This window comes from Streptomyces sp. JN8, assembly GCF_055808075.1.
In genome coordinates, this window is record NZ_CM147852.1 from 6011713 (window position 1) to 6030659 (window position 18947).

Annotated in this window: 18 protein-coding genes and 1 riboswitch; of the genes, 8 read left to right on the top strand and 10 right to left on the bottom strand. The window is 72.5% G+C overall.

Translation table 11 applies throughout. From position 1 onward, the window contains the following. Positions 1–59 precede the first annotated feature (59 nt). Complete coding sequence (locus tag ACY0MR_RS26485; RefSeq protein ID WP_473555767.1) at positions 60–1058, top strand: 2-hydroxyacid dehydrogenase; 999 nt, start codon at positions 60–62, stop codon at positions 1056–1058. 19 nt (positions 1059–1077) lie between these two features. Here the strand turns inward: ACY0MR_RS26485 and ACY0MR_RS26490 are convergent, their stop codons facing one another. From ACY0MR_RS26490 to ACY0MR_RS26500, 3 genes are all read right to left on the bottom strand, one after another. Then, positions 1078–2967 carry an anthranilate synthase family protein gene (locus ACY0MR_RS26490; RefSeq protein WP_473555769.1) on the bottom strand — a complete coding sequence of 630 codons (1890 nt, stop codon included), beginning with the start codon at positions 2965–2967 and terminating at the stop codon, positions 1078–1080. Positions 2968–3067: 100 nt separating this feature from the next. Further along, positions 3068–3124, bottom strand: a complete 57-nt coding sequence (locus ACY0MR_RS26495) for a trp operon leader peptide (RefSeq protein ID WP_073917353.1) — start codon at positions 3122–3124, stop codon at positions 3068–3070. A 90-nt stretch (positions 3125–3214) separates the two neighbouring features. Next, complete coding sequence (locus ACY0MR_RS26500; protein WP_473555771.1) at positions 3215–6001, bottom strand: N-acetylmuramoyl-L-alanine amidase; 2787 nt, start codon at positions 5999–6001, stop codon at positions 3215–3217. A gap of 165 nt (positions 6002–6166) precedes the next feature. On the opposite strand from ACY0MR_RS26500, the gene ACY0MR_RS26505 reads away from it, so the two are divergent. Together ACY0MR_RS26505 and ACY0MR_RS26510 are read left to right on the top strand one after the other, a co-directional pair. After that, positions 6167–7519 (top strand): class II 3-deoxy-7-phosphoheptulonate synthase, encoded by a 1353-nt coding sequence (locus ACY0MR_RS26505; RefSeq protein WP_473555774.1) that lies wholly within the window; start codon positions 6167–6169, stop codon positions 7517–7519. 132 nt (positions 7520–7651) lie between these two features. Continuing rightward, the gene (locus tag ACY0MR_RS26510; protein ID WP_361847846.1) at positions 7652–7891 is read left to right on the top strand and encodes a (2Fe-2S)-binding protein; all 240 of its coding nucleotides are present in this window, start codon (positions 7652–7654) and stop codon (positions 7889–7891) included. A 45-nt stretch (positions 7892–7936) separates the two neighbouring features. Here ACY0MR_RS26510 and bfr read toward each other — a convergent pair whose 3' ends face one another. After that, entirely contained in the window at positions 7937–8413 is a 477-nt protein-coding gene (bfr, locus tag ACY0MR_RS26515) for a bacterioferritin (RefSeq protein WP_200426417.1), read from the bottom strand. 177 nt (positions 8414–8590) lie between these two features. Here bfr and ACY0MR_RS26520 point away from each other — a divergent pair, with 177 nt between their 5' ends. Then, positions 8591–9235 carry a sulfite oxidase-like oxidoreductase gene (locus tag ACY0MR_RS26520; protein ID WP_361847842.1) on the top strand — a complete coding sequence of 215 codons (645 nt, stop codon included), beginning with the start codon at positions 8591–8593 and terminating at the stop codon, positions 9233–9235. Between the two features lie 33 nt (positions 9236–9268). Here ACY0MR_RS26520 and ACY0MR_RS26525 read toward each other — a convergent pair whose 3' ends face one another. The 6 genes from ACY0MR_RS26525 to thiO form a co-directional block, all read right to left on the bottom strand. Further along, on the bottom strand, positions 9269–9865 hold the full coding sequence (locus ACY0MR_RS26525; RefSeq protein ID WP_473555777.1) for a DUF4396 domain-containing protein: 597 nt from the start codon (positions 9863–9865) through the stop codon (positions 9269–9271). 82 nt (positions 9866–9947) lie between these two features. Next, positions 9948–10799 carry a deoxyribonuclease IV gene (locus ACY0MR_RS26530; RefSeq protein WP_473555778.1) on the bottom strand — a complete coding sequence of 284 codons (852 nt, stop codon included), beginning with the start codon at positions 10797–10799 and terminating at the stop codon, positions 9948–9950. A gap of 6 nt (positions 10800–10805) precedes the next feature. Next, complete coding sequence (gene pknB, locus ACY0MR_RS26535; RefSeq protein ID WP_473555781.1) at positions 10806–12722, bottom strand: Stk1 family PASTA domain-containing Ser/Thr kinase; 1917 nt, start codon at positions 12720–12722, stop codon at positions 10806–10808. Between the two features lie 107 nt (positions 12723–12829). Beyond that, positions 12830–13624 (bottom strand): thiazole synthase, encoded by a 795-nt coding sequence (locus tag ACY0MR_RS26540; RefSeq protein ID WP_361847830.1) that lies wholly within the window; start codon positions 13622–13624, stop codon positions 12830–12832. Between the two features lie 5 nt (positions 13625–13629). Beyond that, a complete protein-coding gene (gene thiS, locus ACY0MR_RS26545; protein WP_361847827.1) occupies positions 13630–13830 on the bottom strand; it encodes a sulfur carrier protein ThiS in 201 nt (66 codons plus the stop codon). Continuing rightward, positions 13827–15167 carry a glycine oxidase ThiO gene (thiO, locus tag ACY0MR_RS26550; protein WP_473555784.1) on the bottom strand — a complete coding sequence of 447 codons (1341 nt, stop codon included), beginning with the start codon at positions 15165–15167 and terminating at the stop codon, positions 13827–13829. The genes thiS and thiO overlap by 4 nt, the downstream gene beginning before the upstream one ends. Further along, positions 15165–15278: riboswitch (TPP riboswitch) on the bottom strand. It overlaps the preceding gene by 3 nt. 133 nt (positions 15279–15411) lie before the next feature. Between thiO and ACY0MR_RS26555 the strand changes: the two genes are divergently transcribed. From ACY0MR_RS26555 to metF, 4 genes are all read left to right on the top strand, one after another. After that, positions 15412–16596 carry an NAD(P)/FAD-dependent oxidoreductase gene (locus tag ACY0MR_RS26555; protein WP_473561892.1) on the top strand — a complete coding sequence of 395 codons (1185 nt, stop codon included), beginning with the start codon at positions 15412–15414 and terminating at the stop codon, positions 16594–16596. Positions 16597–16694: 98 nt separating this feature from the next. Continuing rightward, positions 16695–17060 carry an Rv2175c family DNA-binding protein gene (locus tag ACY0MR_RS26560; RefSeq protein ID WP_015032969.1) on the top strand — a complete coding sequence of 122 codons (366 nt, stop codon included), beginning with the start codon at positions 16695–16697 and terminating at the stop codon, positions 17058–17060. 170 nt (positions 17061–17230) lie between these two features. Continuing rightward, positions 17231–17884, top strand: a complete 654-nt coding sequence (thiE, locus tag ACY0MR_RS26565; protein ID WP_473555787.1) for a thiamine phosphate synthase — start codon at positions 17231–17233, stop codon at positions 17882–17884. Between the two features lie 118 nt (positions 17885–18002). Further along, positions 18003–18917 carry a methylenetetrahydrofolate reductase [NAD(P)H] gene (gene metF, locus ACY0MR_RS26570; protein ID WP_361863146.1) on the top strand — a complete coding sequence of 305 codons (915 nt, stop codon included), beginning with the start codon at positions 18003–18005 and terminating at the stop codon, positions 18915–18917. Positions 18918–18947: the final 30 nt, after the last annotated feature.

Consider the following 18947-nt stretch of genomic DNA (forward strand, 5'->3'; position numbering starts at 1 on the left):
GCCGTATATTCGCGAGGAGTGCGCGTATCCGGCCCATCACCGTCGATGAGGGGAATACCGTGGAAATCCTGGCATTCGGTGTGCAGGCGGACGAGAAGCCCCTCATCGAGAAGGCCTTCGAGGGCCACCACGACGTCCGCTGCCTGAGCGTCTTCCTCAGCGAGGACACCGCCCCCATCGCGGCCGGCTACGAGATCATCTCCACCAGCGTCAACGCCAGCCTGGACCACCGCGTCCTGCAGACCCTCGCCGCCGGCGGCACGCAGATGATCGCCCAGCGCTCCACGGGCTTCAACAACATCGACCTGGAGGTAGCCGAACGCCTCGGCCTCACCGTCGCCCGGGTCTCGTACTACTCGCCGTACTCCGTCGCCGAGTTCGCCTGGACCCTCGCCATGGCCGTCAACCGCCGGATCGTCCGCGCCTCCAACCGGACCCGCGACTTCGACTTCCGCCTCGACGGACTCATGGGCCGCGACCTGCGGGGCCGCACGGTCGGCGTCCTCGGCACCGGCAAGATCGGCGAGGCCTTCACCCGCATCGCCCACGGCTTCGGCATGAACCTGCTCGGCTGGGACGTCGCCGAGAACCCCGCGTGCGTCGCCCTCGGCATGAAGTACGTCGAGAAGGACCGGCTCCTGGCCGAGGCCGACCTGGTCAGCCTGCACGTCCCACTGCTGCCGACCACCCGCCGCATCATCGACGCGGCCGCGCTCAGGACCATGAAGGACGACGCGATCCTGGTGAACTCCAGCCGCGGCGGACTCGTCGACACCGACGCGCTCGTCACCGAGCTGCGGGCCGGCCGCTTCGCGGGCGTGGGCCTCGACGTCTACGAGGCGGAGGCCGGGCTCTTCTTCCTCGACAAGTCCCTGGAGATCGTCGAGGACGACACCCTGGCCCGCCTGGTCACCTTCCCGAACGTGGTGGTCACCTCGCACCAGGCCTACTACACCGAGGACGCCGTCGGGCAGATCATCGACACCACGGTCCAGAACGTCCTCGACTACACCGCCGGCCAGCGCGGCGAGAACGTCCTGGTCCCGAGGACCGCCTAGGCGGTCGCCACCCGCCCCCTCAGACCAGTACCCCGGCGAGCAGGGAGGCGGTGAGCGCCGCGCCCTCCGTCGTCAGCACCGACTCCGGATGGAACTGCACCCCCGCGAAACCCGGGCCGCGCAGCGCGTGCACCTCGCCCGTCACCGCGTCCCGGCTCACCTCGATCCGGTGCAGGGCCAGCTCGGTCGCCGTCCGGTCGTCGCAGCGGGCGGTGAAGCTGTTGTAGAAGCCGACGGTCCGCCGCTGCCCGAACAGGTCGATCCGCAGCTGCGCCCCCTGGAACGGGGTCCGCTTGCGGACGATCTCCAGACCCAGCTCGGCCGCGATCAGCTCGTGCCCGAGGCAGACGCCCAGCAGACCGTGCCGGTGCTCCCGCACCAGCTCGGCCGTCAGCGCCCGGAGGAACCGCATCTTGGGGTCGGCGGCGTCCGCGGGGTTCCCGGGACCGGGGCCGAGGACCACCGGACCCTCGTGGGCCAGCGCCAGCTCCCGCAGCCCCGGCTCGTCGTAGCGCAGCACCGACACGTCGAGGCCCGAGGAGCGCAGGACGTGCGCCAGCATCGCCGTGAACGTGTCCTCGGCGTCGATCACCAGCGCGTGGCCCGAGAGCTCCGCGGACCGCGCCTGCATCTTCAGCCAGAACGGCGCGAGGTCCGCCCGGCGCGCGTCCAGGGCGGCCCGGACCCGGGGGTCGTCGGCGAGCCGCGCGGGCGCCCGGTCCGCCGCGCCGCCGCCGGGCCTGCCCTCCCGCACACCGAGCGCGGTCAGCACCCCGGCCGCCTTGGCGTGCGTCTCGGCCACCTCGCCGGCCGGGTCCGAGTGCCGGACCAGGGTCGCCCCGACGGGCACCCGCAGCCCGCCGTCCGCGTCGATGTCGGCGGTGCGGATGAGGATGGGCGAGTCCAGCGTCTGCGCCCCGCTCGCGTCCGTACCGAGCAGGGCGAGCGCGCCCGCGTAGTAGCCGCGGCCGACCCCGTCCCGCCCAGCGGGCTCGTACCGCTCGATCACCCGGCACGCGTTCTGCACCGGCGAGCCCGTCACGGTCGCCGCGAACATCGTCTCCCGCAGCACCTCCCGCACGTCCAGGCTGGAGCGTCCCCGCAGTTCGTACTCCGTGTGCGCGAGATGGGCCATCTCCTTCAGCCGGGGTCCGATCACCACCCCGCCCATGTCCCCGACCGTGCACATCATCTTGAGCTCCTCGTCGACCACCATCGACAGCTCCTCGGTCTCCTTGCGGTCGGCGAGGAAGGCGAGCAGGCCCTCGGCGGTGGGGGCGGCCCCCGCCGGGTAGCGGTACGTGCCGCTGATCGGGTTCATGACGACCGTGCCCCCCGACATCCGCACGTGCACCTCGGGGCTCGCGCCGACCAGCGTCCGGTCGCCGGTGTGCACGACGAAGGTCCAGTACGCGCCCCGCTCGCCCGTCAGCAGCCGCCGGAACAGGGCGAGCGCGTCGGCCCGCCCGAAACTCGGGATCTCCCCGGTATACGTCCGCCTGATGACGAAGTTCGCGCCCTCGCCCGAGCCGATCTCGTCGTCGATCACCCGCCGCACGATCTCCGCGTACTCCTCGTCGGAGACGTCGAACGCGCCGCCCTCGACGGCCACGTCGTGCGCGGGCAGCAGGTGCAGGGCCTCGGCGAGCGGCAGCTCGTGCACCTCGTCGGCGACCAGGACGGAGAGCGGGGTGCCGTCGTCGCGGACGTCGAAGCCGCGCTCGCGGATCTGCCGGAACGGCACCAGGGCGAGGGCGGGCAGCGGACCGACCGGCAGCTCCGCGAGGCGCTCGGCCTCGTGGACCCGGCCGGTCAGCACCTCGACGGTGTCGTGGTCGCGGCCGGGGGTGCGGCGGCGCAGCAGGGCGAAGGGCGGACCGGCGGGGTCGAGGAGACGGGAGAGGTCCATGGGCGGGTTCCTTCCGGAGGGAGTGCGGAGAGGAACGGCCCCGGGTACGAGAAAGGCCGCCCCTCGGGCGGCCTTCGCGTGTCTTTCGGTGTACGCGCAGTCAGTGGGCCGCCGGATGAGCGGTCCACCACCAGTTCTGGATCTGGGAGGCGTACATGCGAGCACTGTAACCCAGCCGGACACGGGAACGGGGCCCGGTCCGCACCGTGGACGGCGCGGACCGGGCCCCGTGGGCGAGACCCTCCGATCAGACGATCAGGTTGTAGGTCTTCCAGCCGCCGCCGACCGAGACGCGCGGGGCGTACGGGTTCGGGTAGCCGTTCGTGTTCTTGTAGAACCACAGGACGCCGGTGGTGTCCCGGGCGATCAGGTCCGGCCTGCCGTCACGGTCGAGGTCGCTCGGGCCGACCATGACGTCGTAGGCGTTCCAGCCGCCGCCGACCTTCGCGCGGGTGGCGTACGGGTTCGGCGAGCCGCCCGTGTTCTTGTACAGCCACAGCACGCCGGTCTTGTCGCGGGCGATCAGGTCCGGCCTGCCGTCACCGGTCATGTCACCGGTGCTGATCAGCTCGTTGTAGACGTTCCAGCCGCCGCCGACCCGGACGCGGGTGGCGAAGGGGTTGGGGCTGGCGCCGGTGTTCGTGTACAGCCACAGGACGCCGGTCTTGTCGCGGGCGATCAGGTCGGGCCGCCCGTCGGCGTTCATGTCGCGCGCGCCGAGGAGCTTGTCGTAGACGTTCCAGCCTGCGCCGACCCGGAGCCGTCCGGCGAAGGGGGCGGAGGGCTTGCCGGTGCCCTTGTAGTACCAGAGGACCCCGTCCTTGCCGCGGGCGACCATGTCCCCGGTGCCGTCCGCGCGGAGCGCGGTCATGGGCGTGACGGCGTCGTACTCCTGCCACCCCGGGCCCACCCGGTAGCGCGTGAGGAACGGCGCGGTGCCGCTGCCGGTGCCCTGGTACTGCCAGAGGACGCCCGAGGCGTCGCGGGCGATGAGGTTGTAGCGGTCGGTCGTGGAGACGGGGGCGGCGCCGGGGGCCTCCGCGATCTCGCTCTGCTTCACCCAGACGATCTTGTGGTGGAAGCGGATCGGCACGAACAGCGTGGTGCCGACGACGTTCTTCTGGGCGGAGCCGAACCAGTCGTCGCCCTTCACCGCCGGGCCGGCCTTCACGTAGGACTGGCCCGCGGCGAACGAGAACTTCGTCAGGGAGGCGTTCTCGTCACCCGGGGCGGCCAGACCGGCCGCGGTGTAGGCGGCGGTCTCCGGGAAGGAGCGGCCGAAGACCTTGGCCGCGGTGAGGCCCGAGGCGACCTTCACGGTCGTCGCGCCGCTGACCGGAGCGGTGTACTGCCCGCCGGGGTTGTAGAACCAGGCCTTCTGCCCGGCGTACCAGATCGCCGTCCAGTCGGTCCTGACCTCGGCCACCACGTACGTGCCGCCGGCGCGGACCTTGTTGCCGTAGTTCGAGCCCTCGGTGGCGCCCGAGGTGAAGTACGGGTCCTTGAGCGGCGTCCCGGCGGTCGACGGCGTCAGGTACAGGTAGCCGAAGTTGGCCGGGCGCGCCGAGACGGCCGTGCCGCCGACGGTCAGCTTCGGCTGGTTGGCCGTGGTGAACGGCGGCACCACGCGGACCACCTGGCCGGCCCGGAGCAGGCCGCCCGCGCCCCTGTCGCCCTGCGGGGCGCCCAGCAGGGACATGTAGTAGTTCCAGTCCCAGTACGGGCCGGCGTCCCAGTGGAGGTTGGCCAGGCCGGCGTCGGTCTGGAGCGCCACCTCGTCGTGGCCGATGATGTGCTCGCGGTCGATCGGCACGCCGTACTTGTTCGCCAGGAACTTCACCAGTTCGGCGGAGGAGCGGTACTGCTGCTCGGTGTACCAGCTCCCCTCCTTGATGGCGTAGCCCTCGTGCTCCACGCCGATGGCGTGCATGTTGTGGGTCCAGTTGCCCGCGTGCCACGCGAGGTTCTTGTTCTCGAGCATCTGGGTGACCAGGCCGTCAGCGGCCCGGATCAGGTAGTGCGCGCTGCCGCCGCCGTTCGGGTCGGTCAGCACCTTGAGGGAGCCGTCGTAGCCGCCCTCGGTGTCGTGGATGACGATCTGGCGGATGTCCAGGCCCTGGTCGGGGCGGTCGGCCGCGGTGTAGTTCTTCTTGCCCGTGGAGGACGGGACCGTCAGCTTGACGTCGCAGGTCAGGCCCGCGGGGCACTCGGGGACCGCGGCGGCCGCCGCGGTGCTCGCGAAGGTCGCCGCGAGCGGCACGTTCGACGGCTTGACCGGCTCGACCGAGGGGTCGGCCGGCAGGGCGACCTGCTCGCCGTCGAGGGTGACCGCCCGCTCGCCCTCCTGGATCGACTCGAAGACGCGCTTCGCGAAGAGGTCGGCGCCCTTCTTCTCGGGGGACTGGCTGTAGCGGGCCACGGCCGGGTACCAGTCGCCCGCCTCGTCGGACAGGTCCGCGCCGGCCTGCTTCTGGTACTCGGCCAGCAGTGCCGCGCCGGCCCGGATGGAGGCGGCGGTGTCGTTCTGGACGGCCTCGGTGGAGCTGTCGATCAGCTCGGCGGCCTTGTCCAGGGTGTGGAGCCGGGGGTCGTCGGTGTCGACGAGCGCCTTCTCCAGGATCTGCCGGACCTTCGCCCGGTCGAAGGTCTTCTCGATCTCCGGCCGGCCGGAGCCGTTGAAGTGGTCGATCTGCTCGTCGGTGACCTTCTGCGGCACGTCCCCCGGGTCGACCTTCGTCAGACCCATGACGTTGTAGGCGCCGGTCGTGCTCGGCTCGCCGTCGTGCGACTCCCAGCGCGTCTGCTGGTACGACACCGCCATCAGCACGTTCTGCGGCACGTCGAACTCGCGCGCCGCGTTTGCGAACTGCGACTGGAGGGAAACCTCACCGGCAGCCGTGCCGTCGCCCGCCGCGCCGAGCAGGCCCGGAGAGGCGACCGCGAGGGTGCCGAGCGTGGCGGTCGCCACGACGGCCGCCGCCGCGCCGTACAAGAGTCGTTTCTTCTTACGGTCCCTGCGGTGCCTCTGGGTCACACCCACCCCTGGTGTTCGACTGTTCAAACGAATGTTCAAAGTGAAACGGGCCAGAGGGTAACACCACTCGATGGCATGAATGTCAGCGAGTGACATTTCGGGCAGGTGTCTCAGTCACTGGGCAGGGGGACAGGACCGGACGAAGAACCCCGTAATGTGGTCCCCGTGACCGTGAACGCTGATTCCCACGCCGTCGCCGAGGCGACCTGGCGAGACCTGCCCGCGGCGCAGCAGCCCGAGTACCCCGATGCCGAGGCTCTGCGCGATGTGATCGCGGACCTCGAGTCGTATCCTCCGCTCGTCTTCGCCGGCGAGTGCGACCAGCTGCGTGCCCGGATGGGAGCCGTCGCCCGTGGCGAGGCGTTCCTGCTCCAGGGCGGCGACTGCGCCGAGGCCTTCGACGCCGTGTCCGCCGACCACATCAGGGCCAAGCTCAAGACGCTGCTCCAGATGAGCGCCGTCCTCACCTACGCGGCCTCCGTGCCCGTCGTGAAGGTCGGCCGCATCGCCGGCCAGTACTCGAAGCCCCGCTCCAAGGGCACCGAGACCCGCGACGGCGTGACCCTGCCGACCTACCGCGGCGACTCGGTCAACGGCTTCGACTTCGACGAGAAGTCCCGCGTCCCGGACCCCGAGCGCCTGAAGCGGATGTACAACGCCTCCGCCTCCACGCTCAACCTGGTGCGCGCCTTCACCACCGGCGGCTACGCCGACCTGCGCCAGGTGCACGCCTGGAACCAGGACTTCGTGAAGTCGTCCCCCTCCGGCCAGCGCTACGAGCAGCTGGCGCGGGAGATCGACAACGCGCTGAACTTCATGAAGGCCTGCGGCACCGACCCGGCCGAGTTCAAGGCCGTCGAGTTCTACGCCTCGCACGAGGCGCTGCTGCTCGACTACGAGGGTGCGCTGACCCGTACGGACTCGCGCACCGGCAAGCTGTACGACACCTCCGGCCACATGGTCTGGATCGGTGAGCGCACCCGCCAGCTCGACCACGCCCACATCGAGTTCGCCTCGCAGATCGCGAACCCGATCGGCATCAAGCTGGGCCCGACCACCTCGGTGGACGACGCGCTGACGTACATCGACCGTCTCGACCCCGACCGCGAGGCGGGCCGGCTGACCTTCATCGTCCGCATGGGCGCCGACAAGGTCCGCGACAAGCTCCCCGAGCTGGTCGAGAAGGTCACCGCCTCCGGCGCGGTCGTCGCGTGGGTCACCGACCCGATGCACGGCAACACCTTCGAGGCCGCCTCCGGCCACAAGACGCGCCGCTTCGACGACGTGCTCGACGAGGTCAAGGGCTTCTTCGAGGTCCACAAGGCGCTGGGCACCCACCCGGGCGGCATCCACGTCGAGCTCACCGGTGACGACGTCACCGAGTGCGTGGGCGGCGGCGACGAGATCTTCGTCGACGACCTGCACCAGCGCTACGAGACGGCCTGCGACCCGCGCCTCAACCGCAGCCAGTCGCTCGACCTGGCCTTCCTGGTGGCGGAGATGTACCGCGATCAGTAGGGAGCTTCCTACGACGATGGGGCGCGGATCCATGTGATCCGCGCCCCATCGTCGTTGCCAGGGCTTTTACGATCCCCCGGCGTTGGGTAAGGTTAGGTTAACCTAATTGATCACGGCGGGAGGTGAACCGCGATGTACGTCTGCTCTTGCTTCGGAGTCACCGAGAAGCAGGTCAAGGCGCATGCCGATGCGGGCGCCTGCACGCCCCGCCAGATCGCCTCGGCCTGCAAGGCCGGCACGGACTGCGGTTCCTGCGTCCGTCGTATTCAGGCCATTCTCGGCCGCGGCAACTGCCCGCGGCGCGACCTGCTGGACCAGGGGATGCCCGCGCTCGTGACGGAGCCCGTCGCCGAGCTCGGGGAAGCCGCCTAGGGCCCGCCCTCCCGGGGTGGGTGCAGCCCGTCCCGCCGCGGGACGTCAGCTCGGCTGCTCGATGAGCGTCGAGATGTAGAGCGCCTCGCCCAGGGACTCGATCAGCTCCAGCTGCGTGTCCAGGTAGTCGATGTGGTGCTCCTCGTCGGCCAGGATCTCCTCGAACAGGTTGGCGGACGTGACGTCCCCCTTGGCCCGCATGACCTCGATCCCGCGCTTCAGGCGGTCGATGGCCTCGACCTCGACCTGGCGGTCCGCCTGGAACATCTCCGTGACGGTCTGACCGACCCGCACGTGGAAGAGCCGCTGGTAGTTGGGCAGGCCGTCGAGCATCAGGATGCGCTCGGTCAGCTTGTCCGCGTGCTTCATCTCATCGATGGACTCTTCGCGGGTGTACTTGGCGAGCTTCGTCCACCCCTTGTTGTCCTGGATGCGGTAGTGCAGCCAGTACTGGTTGATGGCCGTCAGCTCGCCGGTCAGCTGCTCGTTGAGGAACTCGAGGACCTCGGGGTCGCCCTGCATTGCAGAGGCTCCTTCCACGTTGCGTGTCTACGCCGTCACTGGGCAGGATGGCGGCATCCTCGCACCCCGAATGGGGGGCGTCCAGTAAGTGCAGGCTTAGTGGTAGTTGCCCGGATCGGGCCGGGCGGGCGGTCTCCTGGTCATGACCACCCCTTGCCGTCTGTCACCATGGATGACATGGGTCGGACGGAGAGCGGAGTACACCGGGAGGCGGGGCAGCCGGATCGTTCACCGGACCTACCGCCGGGCCAGCGCCTCCAGCGCGGCTGGCCGGTCACCCACTACGGGCCCGTACCCAAGTTCAAGCCGGACCGCTGGGAGTTCCGCGTCTTCGGCGCGACCGCCGACGGCGACAAGCGCTGCTGGAACCACGAGGAGTTCTCGGCCCTCCCGTTCTCCTCGGTCGAGGCCGATCTGCACTGCGTCACGAAGTTCAGCATGATCGGGGCCGAATGGGGCGGCGTCCCGGCCCGCACCGTCCTCGAACTCGCCCCGCCCGCGCCGCAGGTCACCCATGTGATGGTGTGGGCCGAGTACGGCTACAGCGCCAACATGCGCCTCGCCGACTTCGCCGACGACCGGTCGATCTTCGCCACCCACAAGGACGGGGAGCTGCTCACCGCCGAGCACGGCTTCCCGCTCCGCCTCGTCGTCCCGCACCTGTACGCCTGGAAGGGTCCCAAGTGGGTCCGCGGCGTGGAGTACATGGCCGCCGACCGGCGGGGCTTCTGGGAGGAGCGGGGCTACCACAACCTCGGCGACCCCTGGACGGAGCAGCGGTACTCGTACCAGGAGGAGCCGGGGGACGGCCCGGAGCTGTAGCTCCCGGGGCCGCCCGCCCGGGGGTGACGGCTGTCAGTGGTGGTACCGGTGGACCACCGCGTGCCCCTTGCCGCGGCCGATCATCCACTTGTTGACGGGTGTGGTGATCACGAAGGCGGCCGCGAGCGCGATGGCGAGGACCAGCCAGAAGACCGGGTCGGAGAGGTGGGCGTCCATGGCGCCGGGCCACAGGGCGATGACGCCGTTGTCGATGATCTCCATGACCGCGATGGACAGGGTGTCGGCGGCGAGCGCGACCTTGAAGGCCGTCCGGAAGTCGACGCCGGCGGACAGGATGCCGCGCAGGGTGAGCGCGTAGCCGAAGAAGAAGGCCAGGACGATCGCGAGGATCATCGTCTCCACGTTCCCCCAGCCGAGCGCGGTGCCGATGACCATGCCGAGGACCTCGCCGATGGCGCAGCCGGTGAGGCAGTGCAGCGTGGCCTTCGCGGCGGTGGACCAGGACGCCCCTCCGGGGGAGCGGTGGTCGCCGTGCCCCTCGTGCGGTCCGCCGTGCGGCCCCCCGTGATCCGAGTGGGCCGCGTGACCGGCGTGACCGCTCCGGCCCGGGTGGCCCTCGCGTCCGGCGTGGCCGCCGTGGTCGTGCCGTGCGTGTGCGTCGTCCTGCATCGGGTGCCCCCAGCTCGGGTAGCGGTTCCTTCCTTCACGGGAACCGTATACCCCCATGGGGTACTCCTCAACGTGGGTCGGCTCAGTCCCTCAACTTCTTGAGCAGCTCCACGTCCGCGAGGTGCCCCGCCGTGCCGCCGGGCGTCTCGATGATCAGGGGCACGCCCTCCGTCGCCGGATGGCGCAGGAGGTTGCGGAAGGCGTCCTCGCCGATGTGGCCCACCCCGATGTTCGCGTGCCGGTCCTTCCGGGCGCCGACGACGTCCTCGGAGTCGTTGGCGTGGATGAGTTTCAGCCGTCCCTCGCCCACCGTCGCCACCAGCTGGTCGAGCGTCTGCGCCGCGCCGTGCGGCCCGGTCAGGTCGTGGCCGGCCGCGAAGATGTGGCAGGTGTCGAGGCAGATCCCCAGCTTCGGGTGCCGGTCGAGCGCGTCGAAGTACGGTCCGAAGTCCTCCGCGCGCGAGCAGAGCGAGAATCCCTGGCCGGCCGTCGACTCCAGGAGCAGGTCCGGGTCGTCGTCGTGCGTCAGCTCGTCGAGCAGCGGCAGCAGCAGCTCGCGGACCTGCGCCAGCGCCACCGGGCGCGGACGGCCCCCGGTCGCCGAGCCGGTGTGCACCACCACGCCCCTCGCGCCGATCTCCCGGCCCCGCCGCAGCGAGTGCCGCATCGACGCGACCGACTTCTCCGCGGTGGCCTCCGTGTGGGAGCCGAAGTTGATCAGGTACGGGGCGTGGACCCAGGCCGAGATCGACTCGGCGGCGCACTCGGCGCGGAACCGCTCGTCCTCCGCGGGGTTCCCGGGCGGGGTGGCCCAGCCCCGGGGGTTGGCCACGAAGACCTGCACGGTCTCGGCGCCGAGTTCGCGGGCGTAGCCGAGGCCGACCTTGGCCAGGCCACCGGCCACCGGGACGTGGCCGCCGACGGGGTTGCGCATCAGTGTCTACAGTCCCTTGATCGTGAGGGTGACGGTGGAGCCCTCGGGCGCGGTGGAGCCGCCCTCGACGGACTGGCCCGAGACCTCGCTGCCGAGGTACGGGAACGACTTCTTGACCTCGACCTCGAAGCCCTCGTCCTCCAGGGCCGCCCGGGCGTCGTCGACCGTCTCGCCGACGACGTCCGGGACCTCGACGAGCCGGGGGCCCTTCGAGACGCTGAGGGTGACGGTGTCGCCCTCGGCGGCCCGGCTGCCCGGGGCGAGCGACTGGGCGGCGACCGATCCGGCGTCCTCCGGGGAGTGGATCCGCTCGGGGGCGACGACCACCGTGAGCCCCTCCTCCCGGAGCAGGGCCGTGGCGTCGGCGACGGTCTCGCCGGTGGTGTCGGGGACGTCGATCGGGGCGCCCTTGCTGACCACCAGGGCGACGGCCGAGTCGGGGGACCGCTCGGTGCCGGGCTCGGGGTCGGAGCCGATCACGGCGCCCCGGGCGACGGAGTCGCTGAACGTCCGGGTGACCACTCCGGCGGCCAGGCCCTCGTCGGCGAGGATCCGCCGGGCCTCGGCGAGCGGCTTGTCCTTGAGGTGGGGGACCTTCACGCGCTCGGGACCGCGGGACAGGGTCAGCGTGACCGTCCCGTTGCCCCGGAGGCGCTCGCCGGGGGCCGGGTCGGCGGCCATGACGGTGCCGCGCTCGTACACGTCGCTGAACGCGCGCTTCGTCGTGCCGACGTCCAGCCCGGCGTCGGTGAGCCGCTTCGTCGCCTCGGGCTCCGTCTGGCCCAGCACGGCGGGGACCCGGGTGAACTGGCCCGAGTTGATGTACCAGATCCCGGTGCCGAGGCCGAGGGCCAGCAGCACGCCCAGGACGAGGAGCAGCGGGCCGCGCGGCGGGCGGCGCAGACGGCCGCCCGGGACGGGCGCCGACTCGTGGACGGGCAGCCGGTTCGTGTGGAGGACCGGGTGGGCGTCGGCCCCGGTGCCGGCCGGGACCGCCCGGGCGATCACGCTCGTCCGGTCGTCCGTGGTGTCCCGCGCCCCGGACCGGGCCTGGGGCGGCACGGCGTCCAGCTGCTCCTCGCGGAGGCCGGCGCGGGCCTCCCGCAGCAGGCCGAGCAGGGCCACGGCGTCGTACGGGCGGAGCTCGGGGTTGCGGGCGGTGGCCGCGGCGACCAGCCCGTCCAGCTCCACGGCCAGCCCCGGCACGGCCGCCGAGGGGGCGGGCACGTCCGTGTTCAGGTGCTGGTAGAGCACCTGGGCGGGCGTGTCGCCGCCGTGCGGCTTGCCGCCGGTCAGCATCTCGTACAGGACGACACCGCAGGCGTACACGTCGGCGCGGGTGTCGGCGGTGCCGTGCTCGATCTGCTCCGGCGCCAGGTACGAGACGGTCCCGAGGACCGAGCCGGTGGTGGCGGTCGCCGAGCCCACCGCCCGTACGAGGCCGAAGTCGGCGACCTTGACCCGGCCGTCGTCCCCTATCAGGACGTTCTCCGGCTTCATGTCCCGGTGCACGAAACCGGCCCGGTGCGCGGCGCCGAGCGCGGCGAGCACCGGCTCCAGGATGTCGAGGGCGGCCCGCGGCGGGAGGGCGCCGCGCTCGCGCAGGACGTCGCGGAGCGTGCAGCCGGCGACGTACTCCATCGCCAGGTAGACGTACGCGCCCTCGGCGCCCTGGTCGAACACACCCACCACGTTGGGGTGCGACAGCCGGGCGACGGACTTGGCCTCGCGGATGAAGCGCTCGACGAACGCGGCGTCGGTGGCGAGGGCGGGGTGCATCACCTTGAGCGCGAGCACGCGGTCGAGGCGGGTGTCGACGGCCCGGTAGACCGTGGCCATCCCGCCGACGGCGATGCGCGCGTCGACGCGGTAGCGGCCGTCGAGCAGCCGCCCGACGAGGGGGTCCTGAAGGGTCGTGTCCACGGCGTCGAGTCTACGAGCCGCGACGGGGCCGCCCGCGTGTCCGGCCCCCTTGCAGCCCACCTGTGACACGCCCCACGCCCCGGGCCCCCCGCCGTGCGGGCCGCGGGTCAGAAGGCCGGGCGCTCCGGGTCGAGCGCCGCGCGGCCCTCGTGGGGGGAGGACGCCTCCGCGAAGTGCCGGCGGGGGATCCGCCCCGCCCGGTGGGCGAGCCGACCCGCCTCCACGGCGTGCCGCATCGCCGAGGCCATCAGGACCGGCTCCTGCGCGCGGGTCACCGCGGAGGCCAGCATCACCGCCGCGCACCCCAGCTCCATCGCGAGCGCCGCGTCGGAGGCGGTGCCCGCCCCGGCGTCGAGGATCACCGGCACGCCGGCGCGCTCCGCGATCAGCTGGAAGTTGTGCGGGTTGCGGATGCCGAGGCCCGAGCCGATGGGGGAGCCGAGCGGCATGATCGCCGCGCAGCCCGCGTCCTCCAGCTTCCGGGCGAGGACCGGGTCGTCGTTGGTGTAGGGGAGGACGGTGAAGCCGTCGTCGACGAGCGTCTCGGCCGCCGCGAGGAGCTCCTCGCCGTCCGGCAGCAGGGTCCGCTCGTCGGCGACGACCTCCAGCTTGATCCAGTCGGTGCCGAGCGCCTCGCGGGCCAGCCGGGCCGTGAGGACGGCCTCGCCGGCCGTGTAGCAGCCCGCCGTGTTCGGCAGGACCCGGATGCCGAGCCGCTCCAGGACGGAGAGGACCGAGCCCTGGACGGTCGGGTCCAGGCGCCGCATCGCGACCGTCGTCAGCTCCGTGCCGCTGGCGACCAGCGAGCGTTCCAGGACGTCGAGGCTGGGCGCGCCGCCGGTGCCCATGATGAGGCGCGAGGAGAACTCCGTACCGCCCAGGGTGAACAGGTCGTCGGACATCGTGCTCAGCCCCCCTGGACCGCGGTGAGGATCTCGACCCGGTCGCCCTCGCCGAGGAGCGTCGTCTCCCAGGCCCCGCGCGGCACCACCGTCTCGTTGAGGGCGGCGGCGACCCCGGACGGGGCCTTGGTGAGGGTCGCCACGAGGGCGCCGAGGGAGACGGGGCCGGAGAGCACGCGGGCCTCTCCGTTCACGGACACGTTCATGCGGGCTGCTCCTGACGTACGGGGGCGGGCGCGGCGGAGAACCGGCGCGGGGTGAAGGGGCGGGCCTCGTCGGGGAGGGCGCCGGTGGTGAGCACCTCGGCCATGACGTCGCCGGTGACGGGGGTGAGCAGGACCCCGTTGCGGTAGTGGCCGGTGGCCAGGTGCAGCCCGGGCAGGGCGGTGGGGCCGAGCAGCGGGGCGTTGTCGGGGGACGCGGGGCGCAGGCCCGCCAGGGTCTCGGTCAGCGGCAGCTCCGTGAGCCCGGGGACCAGCTCGTGGGCGTCGCGCAGCAGCTCGTACACCCCGCCCGCCGTCACCGTGGTGTCCCAGCCGAGTTCCTCGCTGGTGGCGCCGACGACGAGTTCGCCGTTCTCGCGGGGCACCAGGTAGACGTGGCTGCCCCGGACGACGGCCCGGACCGTCCGGGAGAGGAAGGGGGCGTACGGCGCGGGCACCCGCAGCCGCAGCACCTGGCCCTTCACCGGGCGCACCGGCGGAAGCACCTCGTCGGGCACGCCCGCGAGGCGGCCGCTCAGGCTGCCGGCGGCGAGCACGACCTGCTCGGCCGTCAGCTCCCGGCCCCCGGCGAGCACGACACCGCGCGCCCGGTCCCGTCGCACCGTCAGGCGCTCGGCGAGGGTGCGGTGGAAGACCACTCCGGCCCGTTCGCAGGCGACGAGGAGCGCGGCGGCGAGGCGGCGCGGATCGACCTGGTGGTCGCCGTCCACCCGGAGCCCGCCGCGCACCCCGGGGGCCAGCATCGGTTCCAGCCGGCGGCACTCGCGGCCGCTGAGCCACTCCGAGGCGAGTCCGCAGCGGCTCTGCAGGGCGTGCAGTTCGCGCAGATGGGCCCGGTCGTCGGCGTCGAGGGCGACGGCGAGGGTGCCGCAGGCGCGGTGGCCGACGTCGTGGCCGGTGGCCTCCTCCAGTTCGGCGACGAACGCGGGGTAACGGGCGGCGGAGGCGAGGTTGAGCCCGAGGAGGGTCTCCTCGCCGTAGTGCAGTTCGGTGACGGCGGCGAGCATCCCGGCCGCGACGTGGGCGGCGCCGCCGCCGGGGGCCGGGTCGACCACGACGGTGCGCAGGCCGCGCAGGGCGGCCCGCCAGGCCGTCACCAGCCCGATGATGCCGCCCCCGACCACGAGGACGTCGCTCCCGCGGACGTCGGACGGACCGGCGGCGGGCCGCGCGTCGGACGGTCCGGCGGCGGGCCGCGCGTCGGACGGTCCGGCGGCGGCTCCTGCGGCGTCCGGCGCCCCGGCTTCCGGCGCGTGGTCCGCGGCCGCGCAGGCCTCTGGCGTGTGCTCCTCTGGCGCGTGGACTTCGGAAGAACGCATGGGCGTCCAGCCCCTCCCTTCGCCGGCATGACCCGGATCAGGTTCGTACGGTCGGAGGCCGTCCCAGCCTCCCTCTCAGCCCGGTGCGTCCGGGCTCCCGCGAGTGCTTTACGCCCGACACACTAGCTTCCGCCCCGGGCCGGGCGCAGACCCCTCCCTTCCTGACGATTCGTCAGATGCGTAAGGTGGTCGGGTGAGCGAGCAGAAGCAGGCACAGCAGCACGTCGTGATCGTCGGCGCCGGCATGGCGGGCGTCCAGACCGCCGTCGCCCTGCGGGAACGGGGCTTCACCGGCCCCGTGACCCTCATCGGGGCCGAGCCCCACCAGCCCTACGACCGGCCCCCGCTCTCCAAGGCCGTCCTCCTCGGCAAGGCCGAGGACTCCGCCTTCGACGTGGACTTCGACGAGCTCGGCATCGAGCTCCGCCTCGGCCTCGACGTCACCGGGCTGCGCGCCGCCGACCACGAGATCGACACCGAGGCCGGACCCGTCGCGTACGACGCCCTCGTCCTCGCCACCGGAGCCCAGCCGGTCACCCTGCCCGGCACCGACGGCGTCCCCGGCGTCCATCTGCTGCGCACCCTCGACGACGCCGTCCGGCTCGGACCCGTCCTGGAGCGCCGCCACGACGTCGTGGTCGTCGGCGCCGGATGGATCGGCGCCGAGTTCGCCACCGCCGCGCGCGCCGCCGGCTGCGCCGTCACCGTCGTCGAGGCCGCCGACCGCCCCCTCGCCGGAGCGCTGCCCGCCGAGGTCACCGCCCCCATGGCCGAGTGGTACGGCGAGAACGGCGCCGAACTCCTCACCGAGGCCCGCGTCCACACGGTCGAACCCGGCGCACCCGGACGGGTCGTCCTGGCCGACGGCCGCGAGCTGCCCGCCGACGCGGTCGTCGTCGGCATCGGGGCCCGCCCCGCCACCGGATGGCTCACCGGCTCCGGGATCGCCCTCGACCCCGACGGCGCCGTCACCGCCGACGAGCGGCTGCGCACCAGCCTGCCCGACGTGTACGCGGTCGGGGACTGCGCCTCCTTCCCCTCCGCCCGCTACGGGCGGCGCCTCCTCGTCCACCACTGGGACAACGCCCTCCAGGGCCCCCGCTCCGTCGCCGCGACGATCGCCGGGGCGGACGCCGGCGGGGATCCCGGCCCCTACGACCCCGTCCCGTACTTCTGGTCCGAGCAGTTCGGCCGCTTCGTCCAGTTCGCCGGCCACCACGCCGACGCGGACGAGCTGCTCTGGCGCGGCGACCCGGCCGAGCAGGCCTGGTCCGTGCTGTGGCTCCGGGCCGGGGTCCCGGTGGCCCTGCTCGCCGTGGGCCGCCCCCGCGACCTGGCCCAGGGCCGCAAGCTCATCGAGGCCGGGACCGCCGTGGACCCCGCCCGCGCCGCCGACCCCGCCGTCCCCCTCAAGGCGGCGGTCGCGTAGCGGGGCGTCCTGCCGATCGGGCCCCGCCGTCCCCCTGGAGGCGGCGGTCGCGCGGGGCCCGACTACCGGCTGTCAGTCCGGGATGGCAGGCTTGTCCTGTGACCGAGATTGACGTGAAGATCGATGCGCTCGTCCCCGCCTGGCTCTATGTGCCCGACATCGCGGAGATGCTCGATGTCGAGGTGACGCGCGTGCGGCAGCTGATCAAGGAAGGTCAGCTCATCGCCGTGCGCCGTGGAGAGAACAACGCCCTGCAGGTGCCCGCCGCCTTCATCCAGGGCGACAGGATCGTCAAGGGCCTCGTCGGGCTCCTGACCGTGCTGCGGGACGACGGTTTCACCGACGAGGAGATGCTGGAGTGGCTCTTCACTCCCGACGAGAGCCTGCCGGGCACGCCCGCGCAGGCGCTCAACGAGAACCGCGGCACGGAGGTGAAGCGCCGCGCTCAGGCGCTCGCCATCTGACGCCGCACCGCAGGACGCCATGAGCGGGTGCCGACGGCGGCCGGCCTTCCGGGCCGCACCGCCGCCGGCACCCGTGCCGGCGGCGCGGACCGACCGCGCCGCACCGCCGGGGTACCGCCCCGCGACACCCACGGGGAGCCGCCCCGTGACACCGACGGGGGGAACCACCCATGCCCACGGCTCGTGAGCTGCTCGCCGACGCCCGGCTCTACCTCTGCACCGACGCCCGGCGCCGCCAGGGCGACCTGCCCGAGTTCCTCGACGCCGTGCTGTCCTCCGGCGTGGACATCGTGCAGCTCCGCGACAAGGGCATGGAGGCGGGGGAGGAGCTGGAGCACCTCGCCGTCTTCGCCGAGGCGGCCCGCCGGCACGGCAGGCTCCTCGCCGTGAACGACCGGGCCGACGTCGCCCACGCGATCGGCTCCGACGTGCTCCACCTGGGCCAGGGAGACCTCCCCGTGCCCGCCGCCCGGGCGATCCTCGACGACCGGGTGCTGATCGGCCGCTCCTGCCACGCCGAGACCGAGGCGGCCGCGGCCGCCGTCGAACCGGGCGTGGACTACTTCTGCACCGGGCCCTGCTGGCCCACCCCCACCAAGCCCGGCCGGTACGCGCCCGGCCTCGACCTCGTGCGGTACGCGGCCGGCCTCTCCCAGAACCGGCCGTGGTTCGCCATCGGCGGCATCGACGAGACGAACCTGGACGAGGTCCTGGACGCGGGCGCGCGGCGGATCGTCGTCGTCCGGGCGATCACCGAGGCCGACGACCCGGCCGCCGCGACGGCCGCCCTCGCCAAGCGGGTCCGCGAGCGCGCGGGACGGTAGGGGTCCGCTCCGCCGCCCGGAGCTTCGTCCAGGGATCCGGCCTCCGGACTGTCCAAAACGGTGTCCACTTCGCGGACGCCGTTCACACGGCTCCCCGTGGCCCGTCTAACCTGCCGGTATGGCCCTTGGTACCGCATCCGTCCGTTCGGACCGCGCCCGCACGGTCCGCGAGATCCTCGCCTCCGGCGGCACGTCGTACTCCTTCGAGTTCTTCGCGCCCCGGACCGAGAAGGGCGAGCAGGTCCTCTGGAACGCGATGCGCCGCGTCGAGGCGCTCGGCCCCAGCTTCGTCTCCGTGACCTACGGCGCCGGCGGCTCCACCCGCGGCGGCACCGTCAAGGCCACCCAGAAGATCGCCTCCGACTCCACGCTCACCCCGGTCGCCCACCTCACCGCCGTCGACCACTCCGTCGCCGAGCTGCGCAACGTCCTCGGCCAGTACGCCGACGCCGGCATCCGCAACATGCTCGCCGTCCGCGGCGACCCGCCGGGCGACCCGCTGGGCGACTGGGTCGAGCACCCGGAGGGCGTGAAGTACGCCGCCGACCTGGTCCGGCTGATCAAGGAGTCGGGCGACTTCTGCGTCGGCGTCGCCGCCTTCCCCGAGATGCACCCCCGCTCCCTCGACTGGGACACGGACATCCGGCACTTCGTGGACAAGTGCCGCGCCGGCGCCGACTACGCGATCACCCAGATGTTCTTCGACCCCGAGAACTATCTGCGGCTGCGGGACAGCGTCGTCAAGGCCGGCTGCGAGACGCCGATCATCCCCGAAGTCATGCCCGTTGTGAACGTGAAGACCCTCGACCGGCTGCCCCGGCTGAGCAACGCCCACTTCCCCGCGGATGTGAAAGAGCGCATCCTCGCCGTCAAGGACGATGCCGCCGCTGTACGCTCCATCGGTATCGAGTTCGCGACGGAGTTCTGCGCGCGGCTGCTCTCCGAGGGTGTCCCCGGACTGCACTTCATCACGCTGAACAGCTCCACCGCGATCGAGATCTACGAGAATCTCGGACTGCACCAGCAGTCGTGACCGGTCGTACCCGCCCTTCTCCGCGGCGGT

Bases quoted from the DNA above. Each gene is read 5' to 3' on its own strand.
- ACY0MR_RS26490 (WP_473555769.1), bottom strand. From the start codon at position 2,967: ATGGACCTCTCCCGTCTCCTCGACCCCGCCGGTCCGCCCTTCGCCCTG.
- ACY0MR_RS26510 (WP_361847846.1), top strand. From the start codon at position 7,652: ATGTACGTCTGCTCTTGCTTCGGAGTCACCGAGAAGCAGGTCAAGGCG.
- ACY0MR_RS26520 (WP_361847842.1), top strand. From the start codon at position 8,591: ATGGGTCGGACGGAGAGCGGAGTACACCGGGAGGCGGGGCAGCCGGAT.
- ACY0MR_RS26530 (WP_473555778.1), bottom strand. From the start codon at position 10,799: ATGCGCAACCCCGTCGGCGGCCACGTCCCGGTGGCCGGTGGCCTGGCC.
- ACY0MR_RS26525 (WP_473555777.1), bottom strand. From the start codon at position 9,865: ATGCAGGACGACGCACACGCACGGCACGACCACGGCGGCCACGCCGGA.
- thiS (WP_361847827.1), bottom strand. From the start codon at position 13,830: ATGAACGTGTCCGTGAACGGAGAGGCCCGCGTGCTCTCCGGCCCCGTC.
- ACY0MR_RS26555 (WP_473561892.1), top strand. From the start codon at position 15,412: ATGGCGGGCGTCCAGACCGCCGTCGCCCTGCGGGAACGGGGCTTCACC.
- thiO (WP_473555784.1), bottom strand. From the start codon at position 15,167: ATGCGTTCTTCCGAAGTCCACGCGCCAGAGGAGCACACGCCAGAGGCC.
- ACY0MR_RS26540 (WP_361847830.1), bottom strand. From the start codon at position 13,624: ATGTCCGACGACCTGTTCACCCTGGGCGGTACGGAGTTCTCCTCGCGC.
- bfr (WP_200426417.1), bottom strand. From the start codon at position 8,413: ATGCAGGGCGACCCCGAGGTCCTCGAGTTCCTCAACGAGCAGCTGACC.
- thiE (WP_473555787.1), top strand. From the start codon at position 17,231: ATGCCCACGGCTCGTGAGCTGCTCGCCGACGCCCGGCTCTACCTCTGC.
- metF (WP_361863146.1), top strand. From the start codon at position 18,003: ATGGCCCTTGGTACCGCATCCGTCCGTTCGGACCGCGCCCGCACGGTC.